23 protein-coding genes and 2 other annotated features are annotated in these 24795 nt (G+C 39.9%); of the genes, 13 read left to right on the top strand and 10 right to left on the bottom strand.

Annotation, left to right across the window (positions count from 1 at the left end):
- The first annotated feature begins 60 nt into the window (after positions 1-60).
- From GQR93_RS14425 to brnQ, 9 genes are all read left to right on the top strand, one after another.
- On the top strand, positions 61-954 hold the full coding sequence (locus GQR93_RS14425) for a phosphate ABC transporter substrate-binding protein PstS family protein (protein ID WP_133281490.1): 894 nt from the start codon (positions 61-63) through the stop codon (positions 952-954).
- A 181-nt stretch (positions 955-1135) separates the two neighbouring features.
- Positions 1136-2059 (top strand): phosphate ABC transporter permease subunit PstC, encoded by a 924-nt coding sequence (pstC, locus tag GQR93_RS14420; protein ID WP_035444484.1) that lies wholly within the window; start codon positions 1136-1138, stop codon positions 2057-2059.
- Positions 2056-2943, top strand: coding sequence for a phosphate ABC transporter permease PstA (pstA, locus tag GQR93_RS14415; protein WP_003550940.1), 888 nt, complete (start codon positions 2056-2058; stop codon positions 2941-2943). The genes pstC and pstA overlap by 4 nt, the downstream gene beginning before the upstream one ends.
- 9 nt (positions 2944-2952) lie before the next feature.
- Entirely contained in the window at positions 2953-3747 is a 795-nt protein-coding gene (gene pstB / locus GQR93_RS14410) for a phosphate ABC transporter ATP-binding protein PstB (RefSeq protein WP_003550938.1), read from the top strand.
- 16 nt (positions 3748-3763) lie between these two features.
- Complete coding sequence (gene pstB / locus GQR93_RS14405; RefSeq protein WP_035444172.1) at positions 3764-4546, top strand: phosphate ABC transporter ATP-binding protein PstB; 783 nt, start codon at positions 3764-3766, stop codon at positions 4544-4546.
- 12 nt (positions 4547-4558) lie between these two features.
- The gene (gene phoU / locus GQR93_RS14400; protein WP_003550928.1) at positions 4559-5284 is read left to right on the top strand and encodes a phosphate signaling complex protein PhoU; all 726 of its coding nucleotides are present in this window, start codon (positions 4559-4561) and stop codon (positions 5282-5284) included.
- A 321-nt stretch (positions 5285-5605) separates the two neighbouring features.
- Positions 5606-7375: a phosphatase PAP2 family protein gene (locus tag GQR93_RS14395; protein ID WP_159298820.1), complete on the top strand. Its 1770-nt coding sequence runs from the start codon at positions 5606-5608 to the stop codon at positions 7373-7375.
- 270 nt (positions 7376-7645) lie between these two features.
- The gene (locus GQR93_RS14390) at positions 7646-8833 is read left to right on the top strand and encodes a cation:proton antiporter (protein ID WP_003550916.1); all 1188 of its coding nucleotides are present in this window, start codon (positions 7646-7648) and stop codon (positions 8831-8833) included.
- 109 nt (positions 8834-8942) lie between these two features.
- Positions 8943-9205: a binding site (T-box leader), on the top strand.
- Between the two features lie 89 nt (positions 9206-9294).
- Positions 9295-10683, top strand: coding sequence for a branched-chain amino acid transport system II carrier protein (gene brnQ / locus GQR93_RS14385; RefSeq protein WP_003550914.1), 1389 nt, complete (start codon positions 9295-9297; stop codon positions 10681-10683).
- A gap of 226 nt (positions 10684-10909) precedes the next feature.
- Here brnQ and GQR93_RS14380 read toward each other — a convergent pair whose 3' ends face one another.
- Complete coding sequence (locus GQR93_RS14380) at positions 10910-11392, bottom strand: nucleoside 2-deoxyribosyltransferase (RefSeq protein ID WP_003550912.1); 483 nt, start codon at positions 11390-11392, stop codon at positions 10910-10912.
- 170 nt (positions 11393-11562) lie between these two features.
- Between GQR93_RS14380 and GQR93_RS14375 the strand changes: the two genes are divergently transcribed.
- Both GQR93_RS14375 and GQR93_RS14370 read left to right on the top strand, forming a co-directional pair.
- Entirely contained in the window at positions 11563-12018 is a 456-nt protein-coding gene (locus GQR93_RS14375) for a GNAT family N-acetyltransferase (protein WP_003550910.1), read from the top strand.
- Positions 12015-13217: an MFS transporter gene (locus GQR93_RS14370; protein WP_159298819.1), complete on the top strand. Its 1203-nt coding sequence runs from the start codon at positions 12015-12017 to the stop codon at positions 13215-13217. The genes GQR93_RS14375 and GQR93_RS14370 overlap by 4 nt, the downstream gene beginning before the upstream one ends.
- 82 nt (positions 13218-13299) lie before the next feature.
- Here the strand turns inward: GQR93_RS14370 and GQR93_RS14365 are convergent, their stop codons facing one another.
- Together GQR93_RS14365 and GQR93_RS14360 are read right to left on the bottom strand one after the other, a co-directional pair.
- Complete coding sequence (locus GQR93_RS14365) at positions 13300-14652, bottom strand: aspartate aminotransferase family protein (protein WP_003550905.1); 1353 nt, start codon at positions 14650-14652, stop codon at positions 13300-13302.
- Between the two features lie 170 nt (positions 14653-14822).
- Positions 14823-16280: an APC family permease gene (locus GQR93_RS14360; protein ID WP_003550903.1), complete on the bottom strand. Its 1458-nt coding sequence runs from the start codon at positions 16278-16280 to the stop codon at positions 14823-14825.
- 378 nt (positions 16281-16658) lie between these two features.
- Between GQR93_RS14360 and GQR93_RS14355 the strand changes: the two genes are divergently transcribed.
- Positions 16659-17246 carry a hypothetical protein gene (locus GQR93_RS14355; protein ID WP_003550901.1) on the top strand — a complete coding sequence of 196 codons (588 nt, stop codon included), beginning with the start codon at positions 16659-16661 and terminating at the stop codon, positions 17244-17246.
- An 86-nt stretch (positions 17247-17332) separates the two neighbouring features.
- Here the strand turns inward: GQR93_RS14355 and GQR93_RS14350 are convergent, their stop codons facing one another.
- The 4 genes from GQR93_RS14350 to GQR93_RS14335 are packed head-to-tail and all read right to left on the bottom strand — an operon-like array spanning position 17333 to position 20767.
- Entirely contained in the window at positions 17333-18193 is an 861-nt protein-coding gene (locus GQR93_RS14350) for a MetQ/NlpA family ABC transporter substrate-binding protein (RefSeq protein ID WP_003550898.1), read from the bottom strand.
- Between the two features lie 25 nt (positions 18194-18218).
- Complete coding sequence (locus GQR93_RS14345) at positions 18219-18893, bottom strand: methionine ABC transporter permease (RefSeq protein ID WP_003550896.1); 675 nt, start codon at positions 18891-18893, stop codon at positions 18219-18221.
- A complete protein-coding gene (locus GQR93_RS14340) occupies positions 18871-19965 on the bottom strand; it encodes a methionine ABC transporter ATP-binding protein (RefSeq protein ID WP_003550894.1) in 1095 nt (364 codons plus the stop codon). The genes GQR93_RS14345 and GQR93_RS14340 overlap by 23 nt, the downstream gene beginning before the upstream one ends.
- A gap of 31 nt (positions 19966-19996) precedes the next feature.
- Complete coding sequence (locus tag GQR93_RS14335; RefSeq protein WP_003550893.1) at positions 19997-20767, bottom strand: acetoin reductase; 771 nt, start codon at positions 20765-20767, stop codon at positions 19997-19999.
- Positions 20768-20820: 53 nt separating this feature from the next.
- Positions 20821-21065, bottom strand: a binding site (T-box leader).
- A 427-nt stretch (positions 21066-21492) separates the two neighbouring features.
- Between GQR93_RS14335 and GQR93_RS14325 the strand changes: the two genes are divergently transcribed.
- The gene (locus GQR93_RS14325) at positions 21493-21864 is read left to right on the top strand and encodes an XRE family transcriptional regulator (RefSeq protein ID WP_225430360.1); all 372 of its coding nucleotides are present in this window, start codon (positions 21493-21495) and stop codon (positions 21862-21864) included.
- 99 nt (positions 21865-21963) lie between these two features.
- Here the strand turns inward: GQR93_RS14325 and GQR93_RS14320 are convergent, their stop codons facing one another.
- The 3 genes from GQR93_RS14320 to thrC are packed head-to-tail and all read right to left on the bottom strand — an operon-like array spanning position 21964 to position 24761.
- A complete protein-coding gene (locus GQR93_RS14320; protein WP_003550889.1) occupies positions 21964-22398 on the bottom strand; it encodes an ACT domain-containing protein in 435 nt (144 codons plus the stop codon).
- A complete protein-coding gene (gene thrB / locus GQR93_RS14315; RefSeq protein ID WP_003550886.1) occupies positions 22376-23281 on the bottom strand; it encodes a homoserine kinase in 906 nt (301 codons plus the stop codon). The genes GQR93_RS14320 and thrB overlap by 23 nt, the downstream gene beginning before the upstream one ends.
- Positions 23253-24761 (bottom strand): threonine synthase, encoded by a 1509-nt coding sequence (gene thrC / locus GQR93_RS14310; protein ID WP_003550885.1) that lies wholly within the window; start codon positions 24759-24761, stop codon positions 23253-23255. The genes thrB and thrC overlap by 29 nt, the downstream gene beginning before the upstream one ends.
- Positions 24762-24795 lie beyond the last annotated feature (34 nt).

The raw sequence follows: 24795 nt of genomic DNA, 5'->3' as shown, positions 1-24795 counted from the left end.
TAAGGCTGTACTTAAATGAGTACCAAAAAAACGGGTTTCAAATTAGGAGGAAATCATATCATGAAAAAAAGATCCTTTTTTTCAGCAATCGTTGCTTTATCTGCCATGGGGGTTTTACTTGCCGGATGTGGTTCAAACAGCGCAAGCTCATCAAAGAAATCATCTTCTAGCTCAAACGTTAAAATTACGGCCGTTGGTTCAACTGCACTTCAACCATTAGTTGAACAGGCAGCAAGTGATTATCAAAAAGACAACAGCAAAGTTAACATTTCTGTTCAAGGTGGGGGTTCCGGTACTGGACTTAGTCAAGTTCAAGAAGGTGCCGTTACAATTGGTAACTCGGATATCTTCGCAGAACAGCAATCAGGAATTAAGGCCAATAAGTTAGTTGATCATAAAGTTGCGGTTGTTGGTATGACTCCAGTTGTTAATAAAGGTGTTGGTGTTAAAAACCTGACAATGGCCCAATTAAAAGGTATCTTCACTGGAAAGTACAAGAACTGGAACCAAGTTGGTGGTAAGAACGAAAAAATCAACGTTGTGAACCGTGTTTCCGGAAGTGGTACACGAGCAACATTTGAAGGCGCCGTTCTTGAAGGTGCTAAAGCTATCAAGACTCAGGAACAGGATTCTAACGGAACGGTTCAAAAAATTGTTTCAAGCACACCGGGTACGATTAGTTATTTAGCTTTCTCTTATGTTAATAGTAAAATTGAAGCACCATCTGTTAACAACGTTAAGCCAACTGATCAAAACGTTGAAAATAACAAGTGGAAGATTTGGTCATACGAGCACATGTACACTAAAGGTCAACCAAATGCTGCAACCAAGAAATTCTTAAACTACATGAATTCAAGTAAGGTTCAAGATAGTCTGGTTCAAAAACTTGGGTACATCAGCATTCATGACATGAAAGTTCAAAAGAATGCCAGCGGCGCAGTAACAACTAAGTAAATTAATTTTATAGTAATAAGCTAACTTAAATAGTGATTCATCACGTGGAGGCTGGAGGCAAACCTGTGTTGTTGTCTCTGGCCTCTATCCGCTTTAAAGGGACTTATGACAGAACTGTTTTCAAATTAGGAGGTATCAATTTATGGAAGGGATTAAGCCTGGAACCGAGGATAAGCTTAAAATGGACGGGATCAAGAAGGAATTGCGTAATCCATCTAAAGCCACTCATCAAGATTACTTCGGTAAAACAATCAGCTATATCTGTATTGCGTTTGTGGGATTCTTAGTACTCTCAATTTTATACTTTATAACGACTCGTGGTATGGCGACATTCACGGAGAACCATGTTAATTTATGGGCATTCTTGTCCGGAACTAACTGGAATCCGGGGATGCTTGACTCTCATGGTCAGCCGGAAGTCGGCGCATTGCCAATGATCGTAACGTCTTTCTGCGTCACGGTACTTGCGGCATTGGTTGCAACACCGTTTGCACTTGGTGTTGCCCTGTTTATGACTGAAATTTCGCCCAAAAGAGGCACCAAGTTTTTACAACCGGTTATTGAATTATTGGTTGGAATTCCATCCGTTGTTTATGGATTCATTGGTTTATCAGTGATTGTACCTTTGATTCGACACGCATTTGGTGGAACCGGATTCGGGATTCTTGCTGGTACGATTGTCCTCTTTGTCATGGTATTACCAACCATTACATCGCTTTCAATTGATAGTATTCGTTCGGTTCCAATGTATTATCGATCTGCTTCCCTTGCACTTGGTGCTACCAGATGGCAAACAATTTATAAAGTTGTATTACGAGCAGCAGCGCCTGGAATCTTGACGGCTATTATTTTTGGGATGGCAAGAGCTTTTGGTGAAGCGTTGGCTGTTCAGATGGTTATTGGGAATGCAACCCTGATGCCACATGGGCTGTTAACCCCATCATCAACTCTAACCAGTCAGCTTACTACTGGGATTGGGAATACGACAATGGGCACATTACCTAATAATGCCTTGTGGTCGTTGGCGCTTATCCTGTTGCTTATGTCTTTGGTCTTTAATGTATTGGTTCGATTCATTGGAAAGCGAGGTAGCTTGAAAAAATGAACTCAAAAGCTGCGAATAATGTTGCAACCGGCGTCATCTACCTACTCGTTACTGCAGTCGTTGGCATCTTGGTTTTCTTACTAGGATATATTTTGGTAACAGGTATCCCCCATGTCTCGATGCATTTTTTAACTTCTGCAGCCCAATCATTTAAAGCGGGCGGTGGTATCCGTGATCAACTTTTCAACTCATTATACTTGCTGGTCTTAACATTAATCATTTCATTTCCAATTGCACTCGGTTCAGGAATCTATCTTTCCGAGTATGCACCAAATAACTGGTTTACCAGTTTAATTCGGACCGCAATTGAAGTACTAAGTTCTTTACCATCAGTGGTTGTTGGTTTGTTTGGTTATTTAGTATTTGTCATTAAATTTAATGTTGGTTTTTCAATTCTTGCTGGGGCAATTGCCTTAACCTTCTTTAATTTGCCGTTGTTAACGCGGAGTATTGAAGAATCTCTGGAAGACGTACCGGATTTGCAACGTGAGGCTGGGCTGTCACTTGGTTTATCACGATGGAAGACGATTACAGGTATTGTTTTTCCGGCTGCGCTTCCGGGAATTCTGACTGGCATTATTCTAAGTGCCGGAAGAGTATTTGGTGAAGCTGCCGCCTTAATCTATACCGCTGGTCAAAGCGCACCGATTGTCAGCTACTCGAACTGGAATCCGTTTAGTCCAACCAGTTTTCTAAATCCAATGCGTCCTGCGGAAACATTAGCCGTGCATATTTGGAAAGTGAACACTGAAGGTGTCACACCAGATGCCCTTCAAATTTCAAGTGGTGCTTCAGCGGTTTTGATTGTTGTGATTTTACTATTTAATTTAGGTGCTCGATACTTGGGAAACTGGATGTTTAAAAAGATGACGGCAGCCAAGTAGGAGGAAATTATGCAAACTTATTCATTTGATCAAAAACACATTATTAATATTCCAACCGAAAAGGCGTTGACAACTGAAAACTTGCAAGTGTTTTACGGTGACAACCATGCCATGCATGATGCAACTCTGGAATTTCCCAGATATCGGATTACAGCTTTGATTGGAGCTTCCGGATCCGGCAAATCGACTTATCTGCGATGCTTAAATCGGATGAATGATGCGATTGCCACCGTTAAAGGTAAAATCATTTATCGGGATACTGATATTAATAGTAAGAAGATTAACGTTTATGAAGTCCGTAAACACATTAGCATGGTATTTCAGCGACCTAATCCATTTGCAAAATCAATTCGGGAAAATATCACCTTCGCTTTAAAGAGAAACGGCATTAAAGATAAACAAGAATTAGCATATCGAGTTGAAAATAGTTTGAAATCAGCCGCCCTTTGGGATGAAGTAAAAGATGACCTCGACAAGAGTGCTTTGGCACTATCCGGTGGTCAACAACAGCGACTCTGCATTGCTCGCTGTGTTGCAATGAAGCCAGATATTTTGTTACTGGATGAACCAGCTAGTGCCCTTGATCCCATTTCAACCGCCAAGATTGAGGAAACTCTCAAGGAGTTGCGTAAGAGTTACACCATTATCATTGTGACTCACAACATGCAGCAGGCTTCCCGGATCGCTGATTACACAGCATTCTTTCATATGGGGCATGTGCTTGAATATGATAAGACAGAGAAAATTTTTACAAATCCACAGATAAAAGCAACCGAGGATTATATTTCAGGGAATTTTGGTTAAAAAGGAGCGTCCTCATATGGAAAAGACAACAATTAAAACAACGACAAAACAAATGATTACTTCTGAAGACGTTCATTTGTATTATGGCTCATTTGAAGCGCTTCATGGTATTAATTTGGATTTTGCAGAACATGAAATAACAGCACTGATTGGCCCGTCAGGATGTGGGAAATCAACCTATCTACGATGCCTTAATCGAATGAATGACCTGATTCCAGGCGTGACGATTAATGGGTCGATTCAGCTGGAAGGTAAGGATATTTACGCACCAAAGGTTGACGTTGTTGAATTAAGAAAGCGTGTTGGAATGGTTTTTCAACAGCCCAATCCGTTTCCGTTCAACGTCTATGAAAATGTTGCTTACGGCTTACGTTTGGCAGGTATTCGTGATAAGAGTATTTTGGATGAGCGAGTAGAAACCAGTTTGAAACAAGCAGCCATTTGGGATGAGGTTAAAGATAATCTGTATGATAGTGCACTTTCATTTTCCGGTGGTCAGCAACAGCGGATTTGTGTTGCCCGGGTTTTGGCAGTTCAACCTGAAGTTATCCTACTTGATGAACCAACCAGTGCTCTGGACCCAATTTCCAGTGCAAAAATCGAAGACACGCTGTTAAATATTCATGACAAATATACCGTTATTATTGTGACGCATAATATGCAACAGGCATCGCGAATTTCCGATCGAACAGCATTTTTGCTAAATGGGAATCTAGTTGAATATGATAAAACCGAAAAATTATTTATGAATCCTGAAAAAGAAGAAACCAGTGATTATCTTAACGGAAAGTTTGGATAGGAGGATGCTAGAATGAGAGCATTATTTGGCGACGAACTAAAAAAATTGCATGGTCGATTTGTTGAAATGGGGTTAAATATCAGTGAGCAGATTTATAATTCCACGCAGGCATTTATCGAACATGATAAAAAACTTGCTCAAGAAGTGATCGATGCTGATAACAATACTAATGGCGAAGAAATGGATCTTGAAAAACAGGCCTTGAAGTTGATTGCACTTCAGCAACCGGTAGCGACAGATTTTCGAGTTATCATCAGTATTTTAAAAGCCAGTTCGGATTTGGAACGGGTAGGGGACCATGCCGTTAGTATTGCCCGTGAAACAATCAGAATGAAAGGTCAAGCTCGAATTCCGGGTGTCGAAAAAGAAATTGCTCAGATGACAGATCAAGTTCGTGATATGTTGGAAAAGGCGCTTGATGCTTATTCGAAAAATGATGAGCTGGCGGCTAGAAACTTGTCTAAAGAAGATGTCGATGTTGACAAGCAATATCTACTGATTCGGGATGAAATTACAAAGGCAGTTCATAATGATACTGAAACAGTTCAGTCAAGTGCAAGTTATTTTATGGTTATTCGTCTCCTTGAACGGATAGGAGATCATATTGTAAATTTGGCAGAATGGATTGTCTATAGTGCAAGCGGTAAAATTGTCGAATTGAATCCCGGAAAAGCAAATCCGGAATTGGTTCGGAGGTTGTATTCTGGAGTGATGGGTGCCAGACAACCAGAGAAATAGTTGGCAATAACATCGGAAACCAAATCAGAAACCAGTTCGCGAATAGTTCGCAGGTTGGTTTCCGATTTGGTTTCTTGTTTTTTTACGCTTTTTTTACATATTATTGGCTGACGATTTACACACTACCTTTACCCTTATAGATGAAGGGTGAATGATTATCAGGAAATTTTTGAGGGACGGTGAAAATCATGTCGACGGTACTTAACGAAATGAGACAAACGCCTAAAATTGGCTGGATTATCTCACTTGTTGTTTTGACCATTATTGTGATTCTGATAAGCATTTATTAGTCATTATATTATTGTTTGGAGGGTTTTGTTGATGGGAAGCAGATCGAAGTCATTGTTAAAAAACGTTTTAAAATGTGCATTTGTTTTATCAGTCGTCGGAGCTGCGTTTATGGGTGGTGAATCAGAAACTCACGCTGCAAGTAATAAGGGTTCGGAAACCCAGTCGCTTAAACAAGCGTTAACTCCTGTGAAGGGACCCTACGGTTATTTCATTGATCATTATAAGGAAAATGTAAAAGCAAATACTACGCCGGATAGTAATCCAGCGATTTCTATTTTTAACAATACATTTTTGAGTTACTGGTCTCCGAATGGCACCAAAAAAAATGCTGGTCTATTGCAGGAAAATTTGAATAAATCAATTCAAATTACCGATCACGAAACGCAGACCGAAATTGACCGATCGTACTTAACCGATCGGCGAGATCTTCGATATAATTTAATTAGTGGATTCGGGCCTTATGCAACTGCATTCATTAAGGACGCAAATGCACAAACTGACTTTAATTCCGTTCCAAGCTCTCCATTGCCTGCAAATTCACCGTACAGTTCGATGAAATGGGCGGATGAAAATTCCAAGCTAGGGTCAGTGGTGAAGCTAGTTGATCTCAATGAGGCATCCGATTGGTCCAGCACCGGAACACCTAAAGCATATATTAAATATGTTCGTCCATACCGTTTAAGCAGCCAGGTCAAGGTTAACCCTTATTTGACAAATGTGATGGCCTCAGCAGCTCAAAACGACTATGATTTCCCTAGCGGTCATACAACAGCTGCTTTTGAGACTGGGGAGAGTTTAGCGTATGTTTTCCCGCAACGATTCCAGCAATTGATAACCCGTTCCTCAGAAGTCGGTTATGACCGGGTTCTCGCTGGACGACACTCGCCGTTTGCTGTTATGGGTGGTCGAATTTTAGGCACGGCCATGACAGCTTCAACATTAAATGACCCTGCAAACAAACAGTTAATTGATCAAGCTTATCAGGATGCTCAAAAAGATTTGAGCAAAGCCAGTGATTCAACTGTGAAGGATACTTTTGCAAACTACGAGAAAAACCTTAAAGATTACACTTATCGACTTACTTATGGATTTAAACCGATTAGCAGCACAAATAAACCGATGGTTGTTCCTAAGGGCGCTGAAGTGCTTTTGAAAACCAGATTCCCATACTTGTCCGATACACAAAGAAGAGAAGTTCTTTATACAACCGGGTTGCCTTCCGGTTACCCAATGCTTGATGATCCAGAAGGTTGGGGCCGTTTGAATTTATTTAAAGCAGCTAATGGATTCGGTGAGTTTTTAACCAATACCACTGTTAATCTGGACGCTTCAAAAGGTGGATTTAATGCGAATGATACCTGGAAAAATGCCATTTCCGGTAAAGGTGGATTAATTAAGGAAGGTTCCGGAAAGTTGACAGTTCTTGGGGATAATTCCTACAGTGGTGGAACCACTGTTAAAGCAGGTTCCTTAGTTGTTGATAATAATCAAGCTTTAGGAAAGGGTGCTGTTAAGCTTGATTGCGGTACCGTTACATTGAGTTCTAAGAACGTTACGGTTAGTGGCAATTACACGCAAGGTAATAACGGTGTTCTCCAATTGAACGCTGGTGATAAGGCACATATTGACGGCACGGCTCATTTGAATGGAAAATTGGTTCTCGATGGGAAATCCAATACGCATGGTACTGTATTAACCTTTAATAAACGTGTTGGTGAATTTGATCATGTTACGCTTCACGAATTTGGCAAAGGGGCTCATGTTGTTTATTCAAATAAAGCGGTAAAAGTCGTTCAATAATTGTATTATGACAGTTTGCAAACCAGTTTCCGATTCTTCGGTTTTGTTTGACTTTGGAAATTATCCAGTTTATATTGAGTTCAATTGACAATGTCATAAAAAACGAGTTGTCAATGCTTCTCGGGATATGCTGGCTATTGAAATGGTTAAATAATAACGACTTTTAAATAAATCCTTTGAGATCAGATGATTTCAAGGGATTTATTGTACATATAATCATTAAGCCATGATATTTCTTGAATCCTTCTGCGAGAAAGGGGGCGTGTGGACATGGCTTTTATCGGGACATTGTGCTTGCTTTTAATTCTGACAACTTTGGCAGGACATTTGTCCAATCGACTGGGTACGCCATCTGTTATTGGTCAGATATTAGTTGGCGTCGTTGTTGGACCCGCAATTTTGAATTGGATTCACCTTGATTTGCTATTAAACACATTTTCAGGGATTGGGGTCATTATTCTAATGTTTATCGGTGGTCTTGAAAGTAACTTGGCATTATTGCGAAAATATTTACAGCCTGCAGTCATTGTCGCCATTATTGGCGTTATTTTTCCCGTGGTGATGATTGGAGCGGCTAGCTTGGCCTTTTCTTTTGAACCACTGGAGGCAATTTTTATTGGCGTGGTTTTCAGCGCAACATCGGTATCGATTTCCGTTGAGGTTCTGAGAGACTATCATTCACTGAACACAAAAGAAGGGGCAACCATTCTTGGGGCAGCAGTTGCTGATGACATTATTGGTGTTATTTTACTGTCGATTATGATTAGTATCATGGGAACGCATGGCGTTAGAACGGGGCAGTCCGCAGATAACCTGATCTTGGTTTTTGTTGAGCAAATCGGTTTCTTTGGTATAACCTATTTGATGGTAAAGTGGATCGTGCCTTATTTAATGCAAATTGGTGAAAGATTATTAATGGCATCAAGTGTCACCATCACGTCAATGATTATTTGCCTTGGAATGGCCTGGTTGGCAGACTTAGTTGGCCTTAGCGGCGCTGTAGGAGCTTTTTTTGCGGGAATTGCCGTTGCGCATACGCCTTATCGAAGATTAATTGAAAATCACATGGAACCAATTGGATATGCACTGTTTGTACCCATGTTTTTTGTTTGTATCGGGTTAAACATGTCATTTGCTCATATCGGGCATTCAATAGGCTTTGTCGGCGTACTGACTGTGTTTGCATGTCTGAGCAAGCTATTCGGCTGTGGGCTTGGTGCCCTGCTGAATGGGTTTGATATTCACAGTAGTTATATGATTGGTAGCGGTATGATTAGCCGGGGTGAAATGGGATTAATTACGGCACAAATCGGTTTTTCATCCGGTGTGCTTTCATCAACCTATTATTCTGATTTAATCTTGGTTATTATTTTATCTACGATGATTGCACCATTTTTATTGAAGCATGCGATTCACCATTTACCACAGCCTAAGAAAGTTAATTTACCAGTTGTTTAGCTTGCTATTTTGGGGATCCTTAATAAGGGGCTTTCACATTATTTAAGAAAAAGGCTTGACATTCTTATGTTAAGTTAATAGAATCTTAGTCAATGACAACCAGATATTAAAAAAAACGATGCGTAGAAGAGTAGTTTTCATGATAATTTGAAGAGAGCCTTGAAATGGTGCGATAAGGCAATTAGATTGAAAATGAAAGTAGTCTACAAGTTGTAACTATGATTTCAATTGTAGTAGTTACTGGGAATGCGCCCATTACCGCAATGGAGTATCGCTTAAGCCGGACCGGTCTTTCTTGAGCCGTACTTTTCGAGCTAGTTATTGCGAAATAACTAGGAATAAAGGTGGTAACACGTGAAAAACGTCCTTAGCTGTTGTAAAAAACAGGTAAGGACGTTTTTGTTGTCAGAATTTATTTTTAAACTTAGATTATTTCATTTTTTAGTAGGAGGAATTGCAATATGGATAAAAGAATTAATTTAACGCGTAAGCAATATATTATTACAGCATCTTTATTGTTTGGTATGTTCTTTGGTGCCGGAAACTTGATTTTTCCGATTCATCTAGGGCAAATGGCTGGTACAAACTGGTTACCGGCCGCAATTGGTTTTTTGGTTTCCGCAATTTGTTTGCCATTATTATCGATTTTATCAATCAGCATGACTGAGAGTAATAGCATGTACGATTTGGCCTTGCCCGCAGGAAAAATTTTTGCGTTGGCATTCCTGATCTTAACCCATTCTTCACTGGGCTTGCTTATTGCCTCACCACGTACCGCTACGGTTACATTTTCAATGGGGATTCAGCCGTTTATCCCAAAAGCATGGACGCAAATGAGTTTGCTGATCTTCTCACTGTTATTCTTTGGTGCTACCTTAGCACTCGCCTATAATCAAAATAAAATTACCAGAAATGTTGGTAAGATTTTAAATCCTATCCTGGTTCTCTTGTTAGCATTTTTGTTCTTTGTTGCATTCTTTTTGAAGGGCAACGATATGCGCAGCATGAATCTTCTTCCAACAGCCGGAAAAGGTACCGGATCATTAATTAATGGGTTCTTACAAGGTTACAATACGATGGATGCATTAGCTGGGTTAGGCTTCGGAGTTACTATCGTTACCGCTCTGAAATTATTTGGTCAAAATAATAATCATGATCGTTCAAAATCAGTTGCTAAAATCGGTGCCTTAACAATGGGATTTGAAGCTTTAATCTATATTTTCCTGATTGCACTGGGTGCTTCGAGTTTGTCATACACTAAGTTGAGTGCCGATGGGGGTACTGCATTTACAACGATTATGCAACACTATACGGGTATGGCTGGTGCATCAATTCTGGCTGCTTTAACACTGATGGCCTGCCTAACAACGTCAATCGGACTTATTACGTCACTTTCGCAAGACTGGGGCCGTCGTTTTCCAAGAATCGGTTATCATAAGTTTTTGATTTTTGCGACAATTGTTTCTTTCTCAATTGCAAACTTTGGTTTGGATCAAATCATTCTATATTCCTCACCAATCCTAAGCTTCTTGTATCCACTGGCCATTGCTTTGATTATCTTAGGAATTATGCGTCCACTTATTGGTCGGCGAAAGCTAATTTATAGAAGCACCATTTCTTTGACGATGATTCCGGCCATTCTTGATTTGATTCATAATTTGCCACCCGTATTCGCAAAGATGTCATTATTTGCAAATATTGATTCATGGGCTTCAAATACAATTCCACTCTATAGTGTTGGACTTGATTTCTTGCCGTTCATGATTATTGGTCTTCTTGGCAGCTGGGCAATTTCCAAGTTTGCTAAAGAGCCAATTCCAAGTTCAGAAAGCTCAATTCATAATAATTAATTTGAAAATACCAATCATTTTAATTTAAATTTTCATTTTTTGATATAGCATAATGTATCATCAGTGTTTTATACACTACACATAATCTTAAACCGGATCCGATTAGATAACTGAGTTTGCTCAGTTATCTGGTCGGATCTTTTTGGCTTAAGAGGTATTTAGTACAAAGGGATGGTTTGCGAACCATACTCGCAAACCATCCCTTTGTATATGATATAAACTTCTATTACAATACCTTTTTGTCTGTGTATCTGGTTTCCAAGTTATTGAAATCATAATTTTTGATATCAGTAACATCATCTTTGCCATTAAAGAAAGCGGTATAGCTTCGAGCAAGCATAAGATTCAGTTGGCCGTTATTGCCAAATTGAACCATGATGACCGGTACATTTGCCTGGTAAGCGGCACCAATTTCAAATATCGTACCGGAATCCGGTTCCGTCAATCCTTCTTCAAGTTGGTAATCAAGAATTGCAACGACGACATCTGCTTTGCGAACCTGACGCATATCTGAAGCAAAAACGGCATCCTGCCATTTAAAACTTCCAAATGGTTCCTGCTCAAATTGGTGATCTTGAGGGATAAAAATGCGATCAGAATCAATAGTTGAGTTTTGTTTGAGCAATGAAACGACTGTTGCGATACGATCTTTTTGACCGTCGCTGAAGAACGGGGAAGCTAAATATACAGAGTTTTGATGAATAGGCATAAGTAGTCATCCTTTCAATTAAAAAGTTCCTATTTAGTCATATTGTACACGAAATCCGAATAAAGATGGTTTATTTTTGAATAATTTTCATAAATTGCTTTATGAACCAAAATCCTTTCGTTCCGTTGTACAATAAACGATAATGACTAACTGGAAGCGAGTATTAAATCATGGTGATTCATCGAACCGGAATGACTGGAAAAGAACTGGATAAAATTGCTGAGATTTGGCTGACAGCCAATTTGGAGGCACATTCATTCATTAACAAGGATTATTGGCTGTCAAACTATGTTGCGGTTAAGAAACAGCTGGGTGAAGCGGAGCTGTTTATCGCAACCCAAGGGCAAACGATTACCGGCTTTTTAGGTATTTCCGGGACTTATATAGCTGGGTTATTTGTTGATAAGCGATTTAGGTCCCGTGGAATTGGCCGTCAATTATTAGACACGGCAAAAAGGAGTCGATCCAAATTATCTTTATCTGTCTATGAGAAGAATAAAGCTGCCTTTCATTTTTATATCCATCAGGGGTTCATTAAAACATCTACGGAAATTGACGGTGCAACGGGGGAAACAGTTTTTAATATGGAATGGCAAAAAGCCAATCATAGGGGGCGTTTCAAATGAGTTCTGAAAAAGTTCAACCACGAATGGGTAATGTGGGCTTCATTATTTTTCTGGCTTTATTAAGTGCTTTTGTACCACTATCAACCGATTTATATTTACCAGCATTACCGACAATGACAACGTTTTTTAATGTTTCAGAAATCACAATGAATCTAACCTTGATTCTATTTTTTGTCTTCTATAGTGTTGCAACTTTAATTTGGGGACCTCTAAGTGATCGATATGGTCGGCGGTCGATTTTGCTTATCGGATTAACAATTTATATGCTGGCTGGTATTTTGTGCGGAGTTGCAACTTCAGCGTTTGAAATCATTTTATTTCGAGTTCTTCAGGCTATTGGAGGTGGCGTGGCAACAACCATTGCCACAGCCGTTATTAAGGATGTTTATACTGGGCGGAAGCAGGAAACAACGCTGGCAATTGTTCAATCGATGGTGGTTATTTCTCCGGCATTGGCTCCTGTGCTTGGGTCGCTGCTCCTAACGTTTATTTCTTGGCGGGGAATTTTCTTTACCCAAGCCTTATTAGGATTGATAGTGGTTTTAGGCGCCGTTATTTTTCAAGAAACACATGATACGTCAAAAGAAAGTATCAGTGTTCTTCATTCCTTGGGTCGACTGGGTGCTTTGATGAAAAACCCTCCTTTTTCGGCAATGTTGATTAACTTCTCAGCTGTTTCGATTATTTCGTTAAGTTTTATTTCATCCTCATCCTATATTTTTCAAGTACACTTTGGCTTAAGCAGCCAAGCATTTAGCTATTTTTTTGCCTTCAATGCGATTGGGATGTTGATAGGGCCTTTACTTTATATTCGGTTATCAAAGTACATTGATCGGATGGTTATTTTATATGCCTGCTTTTTCCTTGGGATTATTGGTGGTATTTTAATTCTGGGATTTGGTCTGAATAATCCATATCTGTTTGCGATTACTGAACTTCCTGCAACGTTAGCCAGCTCGGCCAGTAGACCACCTGCGACTTATCTTATCTTAAAACAACAAGAAAACGATAATGGATCGGCTTCATCACTTTATAGTGCGGGTGGTACTATTATGGGAAGTATTGGCATGGTAGTTGTTTCATTTGCAAACCATTGGCCGGTTCTCATCATCGCAATTATTGATATTGTCATTAATGTATTGTGTGCGATAGGATTATATGTCACACTTAGGGGATTAAGGAATCAAATTAAAGTTTAATCTATATGAAAATACTAAAAAACATGCTTTCAAATCAGTCAATTGATTTGAAGGCATGTTTTTAAATTTAAACGACCATTAATTACCAGCCAATTTTACCTGTATTTTTTGGAACCGTGACATTTCCGCTTTCAACAGCAGTAAATGCATCGTCAAGGACTTGAAGCGCCTGATCCAATTGTGCACGGGGAATGACCAAAGGTGGTTGGAACCTCAAGATATTGCCTGCCAGCGTGATAATAACAACGCCATGGGCAAAAGCGTAGTAGATGACTTTGGTGGCTGCGTCATTGTCTGGTTCCTTTGTTTCGGGATCTTTGACAAGTTCAATACCGCCGTTAAGCCCCCACATTCGAACGTCACCAATCATTGGGTGGCGTTTTTGCATGTCAAGGAAACGTTGTTTTGCATATTCGCCGTCCTTAGCTGATTTTTCGACCAGGTGATCATCCTTAATGACGTCTAAGGTGGCTAAAGAAGCCGCAGAGCATACGGGATTACCAGAGGTGGTAAATAGATGGGCAGGAGCATCCAAGCTCTGCATGACGTCCTTCTTGCCGATAACGGCACTGAGAGGCATTCCTGAAGCCAGTGATTTTCCAACAGACATTAAATCAGGTTCAATATTCTTATATTGTTGAATGCCCCACATTTTACCGGTTCGACCAAGCCCTTGATTGACTTCATCGATAGCAAATAAAATGCCATTATCGTGGCAGAATTTATAAACCAGTTGCATGTATTCTTCCGGGGCCTTGACAATACCACCGTCACCCTGAATGGGTTCAATTAATACACAAGCAGTTTCATCCGCAGGAAGAAAAGATTCAAAGGGTGCTTTAAAAGAATCAAAGTAACGCATAGCAACGTCGTGTTCGCTCTCACCTTTATAACGGCGATAAAGATCTGGGTACGGAACATGGACAACCCCAGGAAGCATTGGGCCAATCTTTCGCGTCATATTTAAACTGGTACCTGACAAAGTTTGTGAGCCATAGGTTGATCCATGATAGGATCCCATGTAGGAAACGATATATTGTCGTCCGGTATAAGCACGGGAAAATTTGATAATGGCATCATTGGCATCCGAACCGGAGTTACCGAAACTAACCATCTTAGGTGAATTTCCAGGTGCAATTTCGGCTAATCTTTTTGATAATTCAATTCCCGGTACATGGTGAAAATATGCCGGTGTATAATGAATTAGTTTTTGGGCTTGGTCACTGATGGCCTTGACCACTCGCTCATTTGTATGGCCAACATTAATTGCAGAGGCACTGGCCAGCAGGTCGATGTATTTGTTGCCATCAACGTCTACAAGCGTTGCACCGTGAGCATGGTCAATGACTAAATTATAATAATTAATTCTTGCAGAGCGGGCATAGTAATTGTTTTCTTCATCAATCAAGCGAGATGCTTTCTCTAAATTACTCATGAAAATCACGTCCCCTTAGTATATATGTAAAAAACATTGGCATTGCGAACAATTCAAACACAATGTGCAAAAAGTTGCGAGATGCCAATGTTTTTAATCACGTCTATCTTAAGTATACAGGAAATGATAGCGATTTCCTGTAGTAACGCATGCTGTGTTTAAAAATAAGGTTAATCTTTTCTTGCTTCTTCGTTTTCTTTATCAATAGTTGCAGTGGAATGTTTCATACCATAACCAAAGTAGATAATCATTCCGAAGATAAACCAGCCTAGTGCATAGGTTTTAGCCTGAATGTCAAGTCCCCAAAAGATGGCCAAAGCGCCTAAAAATCCAAGGGCAGGTAGAACCGGATAAAGCGGCATCTTAAAACTTGGTTCCGGGATGTCTTTTCCTTCGCGAGGACGAAGTGCATAGATTCCGATTGATACGAACATGAACGCGATTAAGGTTCCGGCTGAAATCAACTGAGCTAAGAAAGTAAATGGAAAGAAAGCACCCAATGCAATTCCAATAATTGTCAGAACGATTAAAGCACGGTTTGGTAAATTATTGCTTAACTTACCGAGGGCCTTTGGAAGCAAGCCATCACGACCAAATGAATAAAGAAGTCGTGAACCTGCAAGCATCATGCCAATCAGGGCAGTGAACATACCCACAACAGCAACGGCCTGAACAACAGTTGCGATAATCTCGTGACCGCTTTGACGCAGTGCCCAGCCAACCGGTTCCGCATTATTTGCGTAATCAGAGTAACGGAACATGCCGACAAGTACTAATGCAACGGCAACGAACAGGAACACGGCAATGAACAGTGAGCCTAAAATACCACGGGGCATTGTTTTCTGTGGGTTCTTAGCTTCAGCCGAGTTGGCAGCAATTGAATCAAATCCGATATATGCCAGGAAGATTTCCGAAACGCCGGCATAAATACCCTGCCAACCACCAAAGGCAGAACCATCTGCATTGACATGATATTTCGGAATAAATGGTGTATAGTTCTTGGTTTTAATTGCGGTTGCACCAACAAAAATAAAGACCAGAATAGCAATAACTTTCAAAACAACCAATGTGTTTTCGACACGTGCGGTTTGCGATGCACCTCGTGAGAGCAAGGTGGTAACCAATAGAATAACGATAATCGCAAACAAATCCATCAATCCACCATTGGAACCGGTCGAGGCTGTCGATAATGTGGCGGGTAATTTAAATCCCAGCGGCGAGATCAAACCTTGAAAGTTTGCAGAAAGCCCGGAAGCAACAAACGCGACGGCAATGAAGTATTCGGCTAGTAATGCCCAGCCGGCAATCCAACCCCAAAATTCACCAAAAACCACGTTGATCCATGAATAGGCGGACCCGGCAAATGGCATGGCAGCAGCCATTTCAGCGTAAGCAAACGCGACCATACCCGCAACAATTGCGGCACATAAGAACGATAGTGCAACGGCGGGGCCGGCGTGTTGTGCGGCAACAACACCGGGTAAAGTAAAGATTGATGTAGAAACAATTGTTCCAACACCGAGTGCTAAAAAGTCTTTAGTTGTCAGACTTCGAATAAGATGAGAATCCTTATCCTGGTATACCAAGGGATCCTCTTTACGGAACATCTTTGCAAAAACATTGCTCATTGAACTCACTCCTATATTTTCTAAGCATGTCTAGCCTGGCGAATAACACTAATTTCGATTGTCTAAGAATAACAAATTCTGTGTCTAAATTAAAGAATAATTTGAAATATTTTTTAAAAGTATATTATGTAGAATTATATCAATTTCACATAAAATAGTGTTAAATAACGTCAGACGCTGCGAGTAGTGTACCTCAAAAATGATGAGATTGTCAATTGTTGCTCTAATCCGAATTTAATTTTACAATAAAATTTGGTATAATCTCATCAAGTGCGTTTGCGATTTTTATTTGCTCAATTATGGTTAAATCACTATAATGATATGTGTGTCACTTTGAAAGATATTTATTCAAAAAATTAAGTAGTAGGGGGCGATGTTATGTCGTTGACTATCAAAGAACTCGCAGATGAGTTGGCAGTTTCCAAAACCGCAATCCGGAAACATATGGATGACGAGTTTCGAAGTACATATACCATTAAACAGGGAAATAAAATCCTGATTAAAGATGAGGGTGTCGATGTCTTGAAAGAACAATTCAAGAATTCGGAATCCAGTACTGAAAACTCGGCTGAAAGTAACGCAACTGCTTCGGCAGATTCTAAGAATAGTAAAGATACCACGGCGTTGTTAGCTGAGACGCTTGAAGATCAACGTAAACAGATTGAGGAAAAGGATAAGCAAATTCGCGAATTGCATCAATTATTGGATCAATCACAACGCTTACAGCTTGATGTTCAAAATAAGTTAAAACAGCTTCAGAATAAGATGGGGAATTCATCGGAAACCAAGACAATCGAAGAAAACGTAACCAATCAATCAAGTGACAACCAAAAACAATCCGAAAATACCCAGCAGGCAACAAAAGTTTCTGATAGCTACCGTCCAGATCAGGTTCTTTCAAGTGATGGCAGCAGTTATCAAGCTGCACCGCGAAAAAAGAAACACTGGTGGCAATTTGGCCGTTAATGGCATTCTATGACTTCGTTCGCAATTATTTTTAAAATAAAAACCGCAATCGAGATTGATTTCCAGGTTGCGGTTTTTGCGTTCGACTATTTTAGATACGACAGTGGTTTTTGAACCTCCACTTTAGTGCCATCATATTTATCTTTGATATATTTCTGAATAGCTGGTTCATGATAGAGCTTAACCAGTTTTTTGTAGTTCTTGTTGTCTTTATTCTTTTTAGCAGTTGCAAGCACATTGATGTTACTTCGTGTGCTGATGTCAATTTTTTCGTGGAAAATTGAATCCTTTAATACGTTTAAGTGACCTTCAAGTGCAACGGTGTTTGAAATTAGGACAACGTCGACCGTATGTAGGACACGCGGACCGGTAGTATCATCGATTTCTTTAAATTTGAGATGTTTTGGATTTGACGCAATGTCGTTTGTATTGCCAAGGGCACCAAAATTTTTCTTCAATTTAATTAAACCGGCACTTTGCAGCAGTAGGAGTCCTCTGGCTGTGTTTGCGGGGTTGTTAGCAATAGCAACTGTTGCGCCATTGGGGATTTTACTAATGCGCTTATATTTATCTGAATAAATACCGAGTGGTTCCAAGTAAGTGGTGCCTAGGGCAGCTAATTGACTGTTTTTGTGTTCTTTATTATATGCTTCCAAATATGAGTAGGATTGAAAGGCATTCACGTCCACGCTTCCCTGCGCGGTTGCGTTGTTTAACTGAACGCCATCGGTAATTTGTTTGGTTTTAATTTTTAGTCCTAATTCTTTTGCCTGTTTACTTGCGGCGATGTGATTCCAAATATCGTAATCTGATCCTTGCGAGCCAACGGTAATTGTTGTATTTGAAGATTTTGTCGAGTTACCTGTTAGGGTATGAATACCAAATATAATACCGATAATAACAATGATACTAATAATGGTAATGATAATTCCTTTGCCTTTTTTCATTGTGTTTCTCCTATACTATTAATTTTTATAAATGAACTGTTTTTTTAGCGAACCAATCGCCGATAATTTGAACCAGGAACACTAATACTAAAATAACTAACATGGCCGCAACGGTTACATCATTTTCAAAACGGGCATAACCAATACTGATGGCTATATCTCCAAGACCGCCTGATCCGATTGCACCGGCCATTGTGGTTAATCCGATTAAACTGATAACGGTCACAATCGACGCACGAATCAAATCAGGAAGGCCCTCTCTCAGGTAAATTCGAAAAATAATTTCAGTTGTACTGGAGCCCATTGAGCGAGCAGCTTCGATGACCTGGGGATCGATTTCCAAGAGCGCATTTTGAACTTGACGGGCGTAAAATGGGAAAATACCTACCACCAAAGGTACTAATGCGGCGGTTGTTCCAACGGTGGTGTGGACAATGAAGTTAGTGATTGGAAACATCACAGCTAGTAGAATAATAAATGGAATTGACCGCAAAAAATTGACAATTTTATCAGTCAGACTATACACATATGGATCTTCTGCAATGCCGCCCTTTTGGGTGATAACCAGTACAATGCCTATTGCTAAACCGCTTATTCCCGCAATAAGGGAAGACCAAAATGTCATATAGATTGTTTCCCAAATTGACTGTAAAAATTGCGGCCAAATATTAATCACGTTAGGAAATATTTGCTTGAGCATTATTTTTCTCCCCTTTCTTCCCAGTTGCGATTAAGCGAACCTGCACACCGTTTTTGTTCAGTAAATTGATACCATCTGCGAGCTGTTTGGTCTCACCGGAAAGAATAATAATTAAGTAGCCAATTGATGTAGCACCAATTCTTTCAATATTGCCAAATAGAATATTTGCACTGAGATGATAAAGCTCGGTCAGATCGGAAATCAATGATTGCTTGGTTGCCTGGCCTTTGAATTTCAAGAATAGCAGTCGTTCATTTTTAGAAAGGTTTTGTAGACTCTTATCAGCTTTGATTTGTTCCAGTGCTTCGGTAACGTTGGCAGAGGAATCCACAAAGTTTTGGGTGAGCGCTTGTTGCGGATTTGAAAAGACGTCAGCTACGTCTCCCCTTTCAATAATTTTGCCTTCGTCCATAACCGCTACGTGCCGGCAAACAGATTTGATCACTTGCATTTCATGAGTAATCAGGACAATCGTTAATCCGAGTGTTTCATTTAAATGTTTTAATAGCTTCAAAATATCATTGGTTGTTTTGGGATCCAGGGCACTGGTTGCCTCATCACTAATTAAAATATCGGGATCGTTGGCAAGCGCCCTCGCAATTGCGACCCGCTGTTTTTGGCCACCGGAGAGTTGATCGGGATATGAGTTTTCAAATTCCCGTAAACCAACCAGTTCAAGTAACTTCTTTGCTTTGGCTTGACGTTTAGGCTTACCAATAGCTTGACTGAGCAGTGGGTATTCAACATTGTTTAAAACCGTTCTTGAATTTAAAAGATTAAAATGCTGAAAGATCATGCCGATTTTTTTTCTGGCGTTTCTTAATTTTGGCGTAGATAATTTTTGAAGATCTTGATCACTCACTGTTACAGTTCCTGTAGTTGGTTTTTGCAATAAATTAATAGTTCGGACCAACGTACTTTTTCCCGCTCCCGAGTAACCGATGATTCCGTAAATATCTCCCCGACGGATTTGTAAATTAACTTTATCCACGGCGTTTAGCGGCTTCCCGTTTGATTGAAAAGTAACACTGACGTCTTGAAGACTGATAATTGGGTGAGTCGATTCTGCCATGTTTACACTTCCCTTAAAATCGTTTTTTTTACTATTGATATCTCATGCCGCCGTCTACCTGAACAGATTGGCCGGTAATATATTTTGCGTGTGGCGATACAAACCATGACACAACGTCCGCAACGTCTTCCGGTGTGGCTTCTCTTCCAAGCGAGATTTCGGTCAAAACGTTTGCTTGCTGTTCTTTAATTGGAATTTTCTTGATTTCAGCAGTTCTTTTGTCAATGCCATCCCGTAGCGGTGTCCGAACAACGCCTGGATTATAAGCATTGACGGTGATCTTATATTTGGCTAATTCTTTTGAAGCAGCTTGAGTTAACCCACGGATTCCGAACTTGGAAGCTGAATAGGCACTTTGAAGCGCCGAAGCTTCGACGCCGGCGAGTGAAGCAGCGTTGACGATTCGACCACCCTTGCCCTGTTTAATGAATTGTTTGGCAGCAGCTTGAATTCCCCAGTAGGTCCCTTTTAGGTTGACATCGAATAGACGCTCGACATCGGCCGGTTGTGAGTCTACAAAAGAATCAATAAACGCAACGCCGGCGTTGTTTACAAAGACCGCTAAATCACCAAAGTCCTCAACGGCTGTTTTTACCAAATCGAAAACCTCACTGCGATGAGCAACATCTACGTAATAAGCCTTTGCCTTGTAGCCGTCATCCTTTAACTGTTTAGCAACTTTCTTAGCGGTTCGTTGGTTAATATCTGCCACCGCAATTGCATAACCTTCTTTTGCTAAACGATTGGCGATACCTTCACCGATTCCTTGTCCTGCCCCTGTTACGATTGCTAATTTTGTCATTTAAATCACTCCTCTAAAATTTAGGTACTAAAAAAGCGCTCCTGTCATAAAAATACAAAAGCGCTTAAACGCGATACCATTCTGAGTTCACTTAATCAGTTACCTAAAAAAGTCTCATCAACCATCTCTCGTAAGAAATGGTGTGTCTAATAACGAAGACCAGCCCGTTTGATGCTTTCGATTAAGATCACATCAACCAATCATCGGCCATTTTCGTTCCCTCACAAAGATTGGCTCCCATCAGCCGCCAACTCTCTGAACAATGTTTAGAAACTACTTTCCGAATCAACTTGTTTAGATAACAGTATTAAAATCTAATGAAATTAACACCATTAAAAATAGCAGGCAATTTAGTATTTGTCAAATTATTTTAAAATAATCATCGCAAACCGAAATGAAATCGGGTTTCCGTTGATTGATAATTATATTGTTAAACGCTTGATATATCAACGGTCTAATCAATGACTATCTACACAGATACATCATAAAAATCATCGGTGGGGTCGTGATCGAATTACTAATCATATATTAATTATGTAGGGCGGTTTAATCATATAAAATACGGTATCCAAATAAAGGTTCCTATGAAAAGTTGATTTTCTGTTATTTCTTTAACGTCCGGAATATACTTATTTTGATAATTAAATTAGTTTTAGTCTTTGATCAAATAATGATTGGTTTTAAAAATATCCGCTTTTAAAATCAATTGGGAAAAGGCGATGGTTATGATGAAGCAAGACAGGAATCTGGATCAAAAAACCAACAAATCATCAAAAAAACCTTGGCTGGATGGCGCACTTTTGGCCATTCTGGCACTCATTATCATTCTATCAATCACGATTACGAATCTACATTCGGCCGAGCAGGCGAAGATGATCGGCATTTTAATCATGGTATTAGCATTGATATTGGTGCCCCTAAGCTACTTCAAAGTGAAATCATTTTACCATGGGGATTCTAAGGATCTATTTGTACCAAAGTCAATGGGTGTTGGGATTACAATTAATCCTAACAATCCTTTGGGAAAGGTCATTTGGGTTGTTATTGTGCTTGTTTTACTATACTTTTTATTCAAAATAATGTTGACGCCGGCTTAAAGATCAAATAGTGGGGGTTAATCGCATAAAAGCAGCGATCATTGATTTTAATCATTTGATCGCTGCTTTTTTATTGTTATCAAGTTTTCTTAATGACGTTTATTCGATTGAAACCAATTGGATATTGCTTGCACCGCTGACCTGTTTCAAATTATTCAGGAGATCATCAACCGTACCGGTTAGATGGCTTAGATCCAGTGAAATCACGATACTGGCAATGTTATGAATTGGGATGTTTTGGTTAATTGTTAGGACGCTGGCACTTGATTCGGACACAGTCTGTAAAATCTTTGAAAGCATGCCACGACGATTTTCAAGCATGAGAGAAATGACCGCTTTTCTATCGATCATATTTTCTTCCGGCAGAAAAACCAAATCTTTATATTTATAATACGTACCACGGCTAATGCCAACGATCTTTACGGCCTCGCTGACTTGTCTGACCTTGCCACTTTCAAGCAATTGTCTTGCCTGAATAACCTTGTCAAAAGATTCGGGCAAAATCGAACTATCAACGATGTAGTACTTTTCCACGTTCAATTACCTCACTCTGCACACCAGTCAGATCAACGGCCATTTTCCGAATTTTCCAGTCGGGAAAAGCGGCTTTGGCATTTTTTAAAATATCATCTGCTGATTTTTCGTTGGGTGTGATCGCCATCATTGTAGAACCACTACCACTAATATACATAGTACCATTTGATTGCTCGGAAATGGCCTTTGCTTGCGCATAATCAGGAATTAATTTTGCCCGGTAAGGTTCATGCATACGGTCATCACAGGCTTCATGAATTAAATGGGCATCACCTAATTCCAATGCCTTTGTCATAACGGCACATCGACTTACCTGATGAATGGCGTCCGCATAACTCATTGTCTTTGGTAAAACCTTGCGTGCTTTATGAGTACTAACTTCGTAATTTGGAATTAAAGCGACGAAGTTTAACTTTTCGTTAACGTCGTATTTTACAACGACTGGTCGATTTTGCTCGTCTAGGAAAGAAACACAGAGTCCACCAAGGATTGCCGGTGTTACGTTGTCGGGGTGACCTTCCATTTCAGTTGCAAGTACTAAAAGCTGATCAGTTGAAATGGCGTTATCAAACCAGGCACTTGCTGCTTTTAGTCCGGCTACAACACAAACAGAAGAACTGCCCAAACCACGGGCAACGGGGACGTCTGTGTCAATTGAAATTTTAACGTTTGGAACAGGCTTGTCTAGATAATCGCAGCCCTTAACGAAGGCTTCGTAAACTAAATTATCCTCAGTTTGGAATTCTTTTGGACAGCCAACAATCTCTAATCTTTCCGAGCTTTCTTCAAAGCTGATGGTTGAGTAAAAAGACACTGCCAAACCCATACAATCGAATCCGACGCCGACATTTGCACTAGTTGCTGGAACTTTGATCTTTATCATAGAATACTGCCTCCACCTGTTCTTTGACGTATTTTTCCATATCTGATTTTTGAATAACACTTTCATGTCTAACCGGAAGGTCCCAAACCTTTTGAAGATTTTCGGGAATAGGCGCATTGGTCTTTGCGGCCAGGTCTTTCATTGTTTGAAGAACGTTATCCGAGTTTGCTTCTTCGGGTAAAACGGCCGTTGCTACGGCATTTACAAATTTATAGGGACTTGCGGTACTTAATAAAATCATTGGTGTATCGTCAAGTTTTTGATAGTCACGCATCACTTTATAACCGGCGGCGGTGTGCGGATCCATCAAATAGCCGTCTTTTTCGTACACATCTTTAATGGATTCCTCAATTTCTTTATCGGTGCTGTAGCCGCAATAGAAATCTTCCTGAATGGCTTTGAGAACGTCCTTTGATACTTCATACTTACCATTATTTTCGAGATCGTCCATTAGCTGCTTAACGTATTGACTATTTTCGCCGCTCTTATAATAAAGCAATCGTTCAAAGTTACTTGAAATTTGAATGTCCATACTTGGCGCAACGGTTTGGAAGAATGGTCGATTTCGATCATAAATACCATGTTCGAAGAAGGTTGCCAGGACATTGTTTTCGTTACATGCGACAACAAATTTATTGACCGGTAATCCTAATAGTTTAGCGTAGTAACCTGCCAAAACATCACCAAAGTTGCCGGTTGGAACAGTGAAATTGACTTTATCACCTGGTTTGATGGTGCCATCTTCTACAAGCTGCTTATAAGAATCAAAATAATAAACGACCTGAGGAATCAACCGGCCAATGTTGATTGAATTGGCACTTGAAAGACTAACGGTGCTTCCTAATTGTTCTTTTAGTGTGTTATCATTGAAAATTAATTTAACATTTGTTTGAGCATCATCAAAATTACCCTTGATGGCGGCCACTTTAGTATTATTACCACCAGTTGTAATCATTTGTAGTTTTTGGATCTTGCTGACGCCGCCATCGGGATAAAAGACGATGATTCCCATGTTTTTAAGATCCTTGAATCCCTCTAAAGCAGCTTTTCCGGTATCGCCACTAGTTGCAGTTAGAATCATGACCTTATTATCATCGGTTAAAACGTGCTTCATCAGCTGGGGCAATAGTTGAAGGCCGACATCTTTAAATGCGCTGGTTGGGCCATGGAAAAGTTCCAAAATGTGGAAATTATCAACGGCCGCTACTGGGGTGATTTTGTCAGAGTCAAAGCTTGAACTATACGCGTTATCAACACTGTCGTTGATTTCACCTTTGGAAAAATCCGGTAGCAATTTGGCCAGGACGGTTTTGGCAATATTCTTATAATCCAAGGTAAGGATTTTTTCTAAATCCAATTGATCATTACCAAGATCCGGATAAACGAATAATCCCTTGTCATCGGCGAATCCTTTTTTGATTGCTTCTTTGGCTGATATGGATACTGAATCATTTCTGGTACTCGTATAATTTTTATTCATCGACTTTTACTCCTTGCATTTCTGTGACTATTAT

This window comes from Lentilactobacillus hilgardii (assembly GCF_009832765.1).
GTDB lineage: Bacteria > Bacillota > Bacilli > Lactobacillales > Lactobacillaceae > Lentilactobacillus > Lentilactobacillus hilgardii.
Note: the sequence above shows the minus strand (reverse complement) of the source record. Positions and strands in the feature narration are given on the sequence as shown.

Coding starts and splice junctions, on each gene's coding strand:
- pstB (WP_003550938.1), top strand. CDS start 2,953: ATGCAAACTTATTCATTTGATCAAAAACACATTATTAATATTCCAACC.
- GQR93_RS14365 (WP_003550905.1), bottom strand. CDS start 14,652: ATGAGTAATTTAGAGAAAGCATCTCGCTTGATTGATGAAGAAAACAAT.
- GQR93_RS14395 (WP_159298820.1), top strand. CDS start 5,606: ATGGGAAGCAGATCGAAGTCATTGTTAAAAAACGTTTTAAAATGTGCA.
- GQR93_RS14345 (WP_003550896.1), bottom strand. CDS start 18,893: ATGCTCAAGCAAATATTTCCTAACGTGATTAATATTTGGCCGCAATTT.
- GQR93_RS14425 (WP_133281490.1), top strand. CDS start 61: ATGAAAAAAAGATCCTTTTTTTCAGCAATCGTTGCTTTATCTGCCATG.
- GQR93_RS14340 (WP_003550894.1), bottom strand. CDS start 19,965: ATGGCAGAATCGACTCACCCAATTATCAGTCTTCAAGACGTCAGTGTT.
- GQR93_RS14375 (WP_003550910.1), top strand. CDS start 11,563: ATGGTGATTCATCGAACCGGAATGACTGGAAAAGAACTGGATAAAATT.
- phoU (WP_003550928.1), top strand. CDS start 4,559: ATGAGAGCATTATTTGGCGACGAACTAAAAAAATTGCATGGTCGATTT.
- GQR93_RS14380 (WP_003550912.1), bottom strand. CDS start 11,392: ATGCCTATTCATCAAAACTCTGTATATTTAGCTTCCCCGTTCTTCAGC.
- pstC (WP_035444484.1), top strand. CDS start 1,136: ATGGACGGGATCAAGAAGGAATTGCGTAATCCATCTAAAGCCACTCAT.
- brnQ (WP_003550914.1), top strand. CDS start 9,295: ATGGATAAAAGAATTAATTTAACGCGTAAGCAATATATTATTACAGCA.
- GQR93_RS14355 (WP_003550901.1), top strand. CDS start 16,659: ATGTCGTTGACTATCAAAGAACTCGCAGATGAGTTGGCAGTTTCCAAA.
- GQR93_RS14390 (WP_003550916.1), top strand. CDS start 7,646: ATGGCTTTTATCGGGACATTGTGCTTGCTTTTAATTCTGACAACTTTG.
- GQR93_RS14325 (WP_225430360.1), top strand. CDS start 21,493: ATGATGAAGCAAGACAGGAATCTGGATCAAAAAACCAACAAATCATCA.
- pstB (WP_035444172.1), top strand. CDS start 3,764: ATGGAAAAGACAACAATTAAAACAACGACAAAACAAATGATTACTTCT.
- GQR93_RS14370 (WP_159298819.1), top strand. CDS start 12,015: ATGAGTTCTGAAAAAGTTCAACCACGAATGGGTAATGTGGGCTTCATT.
- thrB (WP_003550886.1), bottom strand. CDS start 23,281: ATGATAAAGATCAAAGTTCCAGCAACTAGTGCAAATGTCGGCGTCGGA.
- GQR93_RS14335 (WP_003550893.1), bottom strand. CDS start 20,767: ATGACAAAATTAGCAATCGTAACAGGGGCAGGACAAGGAATCGGTGAA.
- pstA (WP_003550940.1), top strand. CDS start 2,056: ATGAACTCAAAAGCTGCGAATAATGTTGCAACCGGCGTCATCTACCTA.
- thrC (WP_003550885.1), bottom strand. CDS start 24,761: ATGAATAAAAATTATACGAGTACCAGAAATGATTCAGTATCCATATCA.
- GQR93_RS14360 (WP_003550903.1), bottom strand. CDS start 16,280: ATGAGCAATGTTTTTGCAAAGATGTTCCGTAAAGAGGATCCCTTGGTA.
- GQR93_RS14350 (WP_003550898.1), bottom strand. CDS start 18,193: ATGAAAAAAGGCAAAGGAATTATCATTACCATTATTAGTATCATTGTT.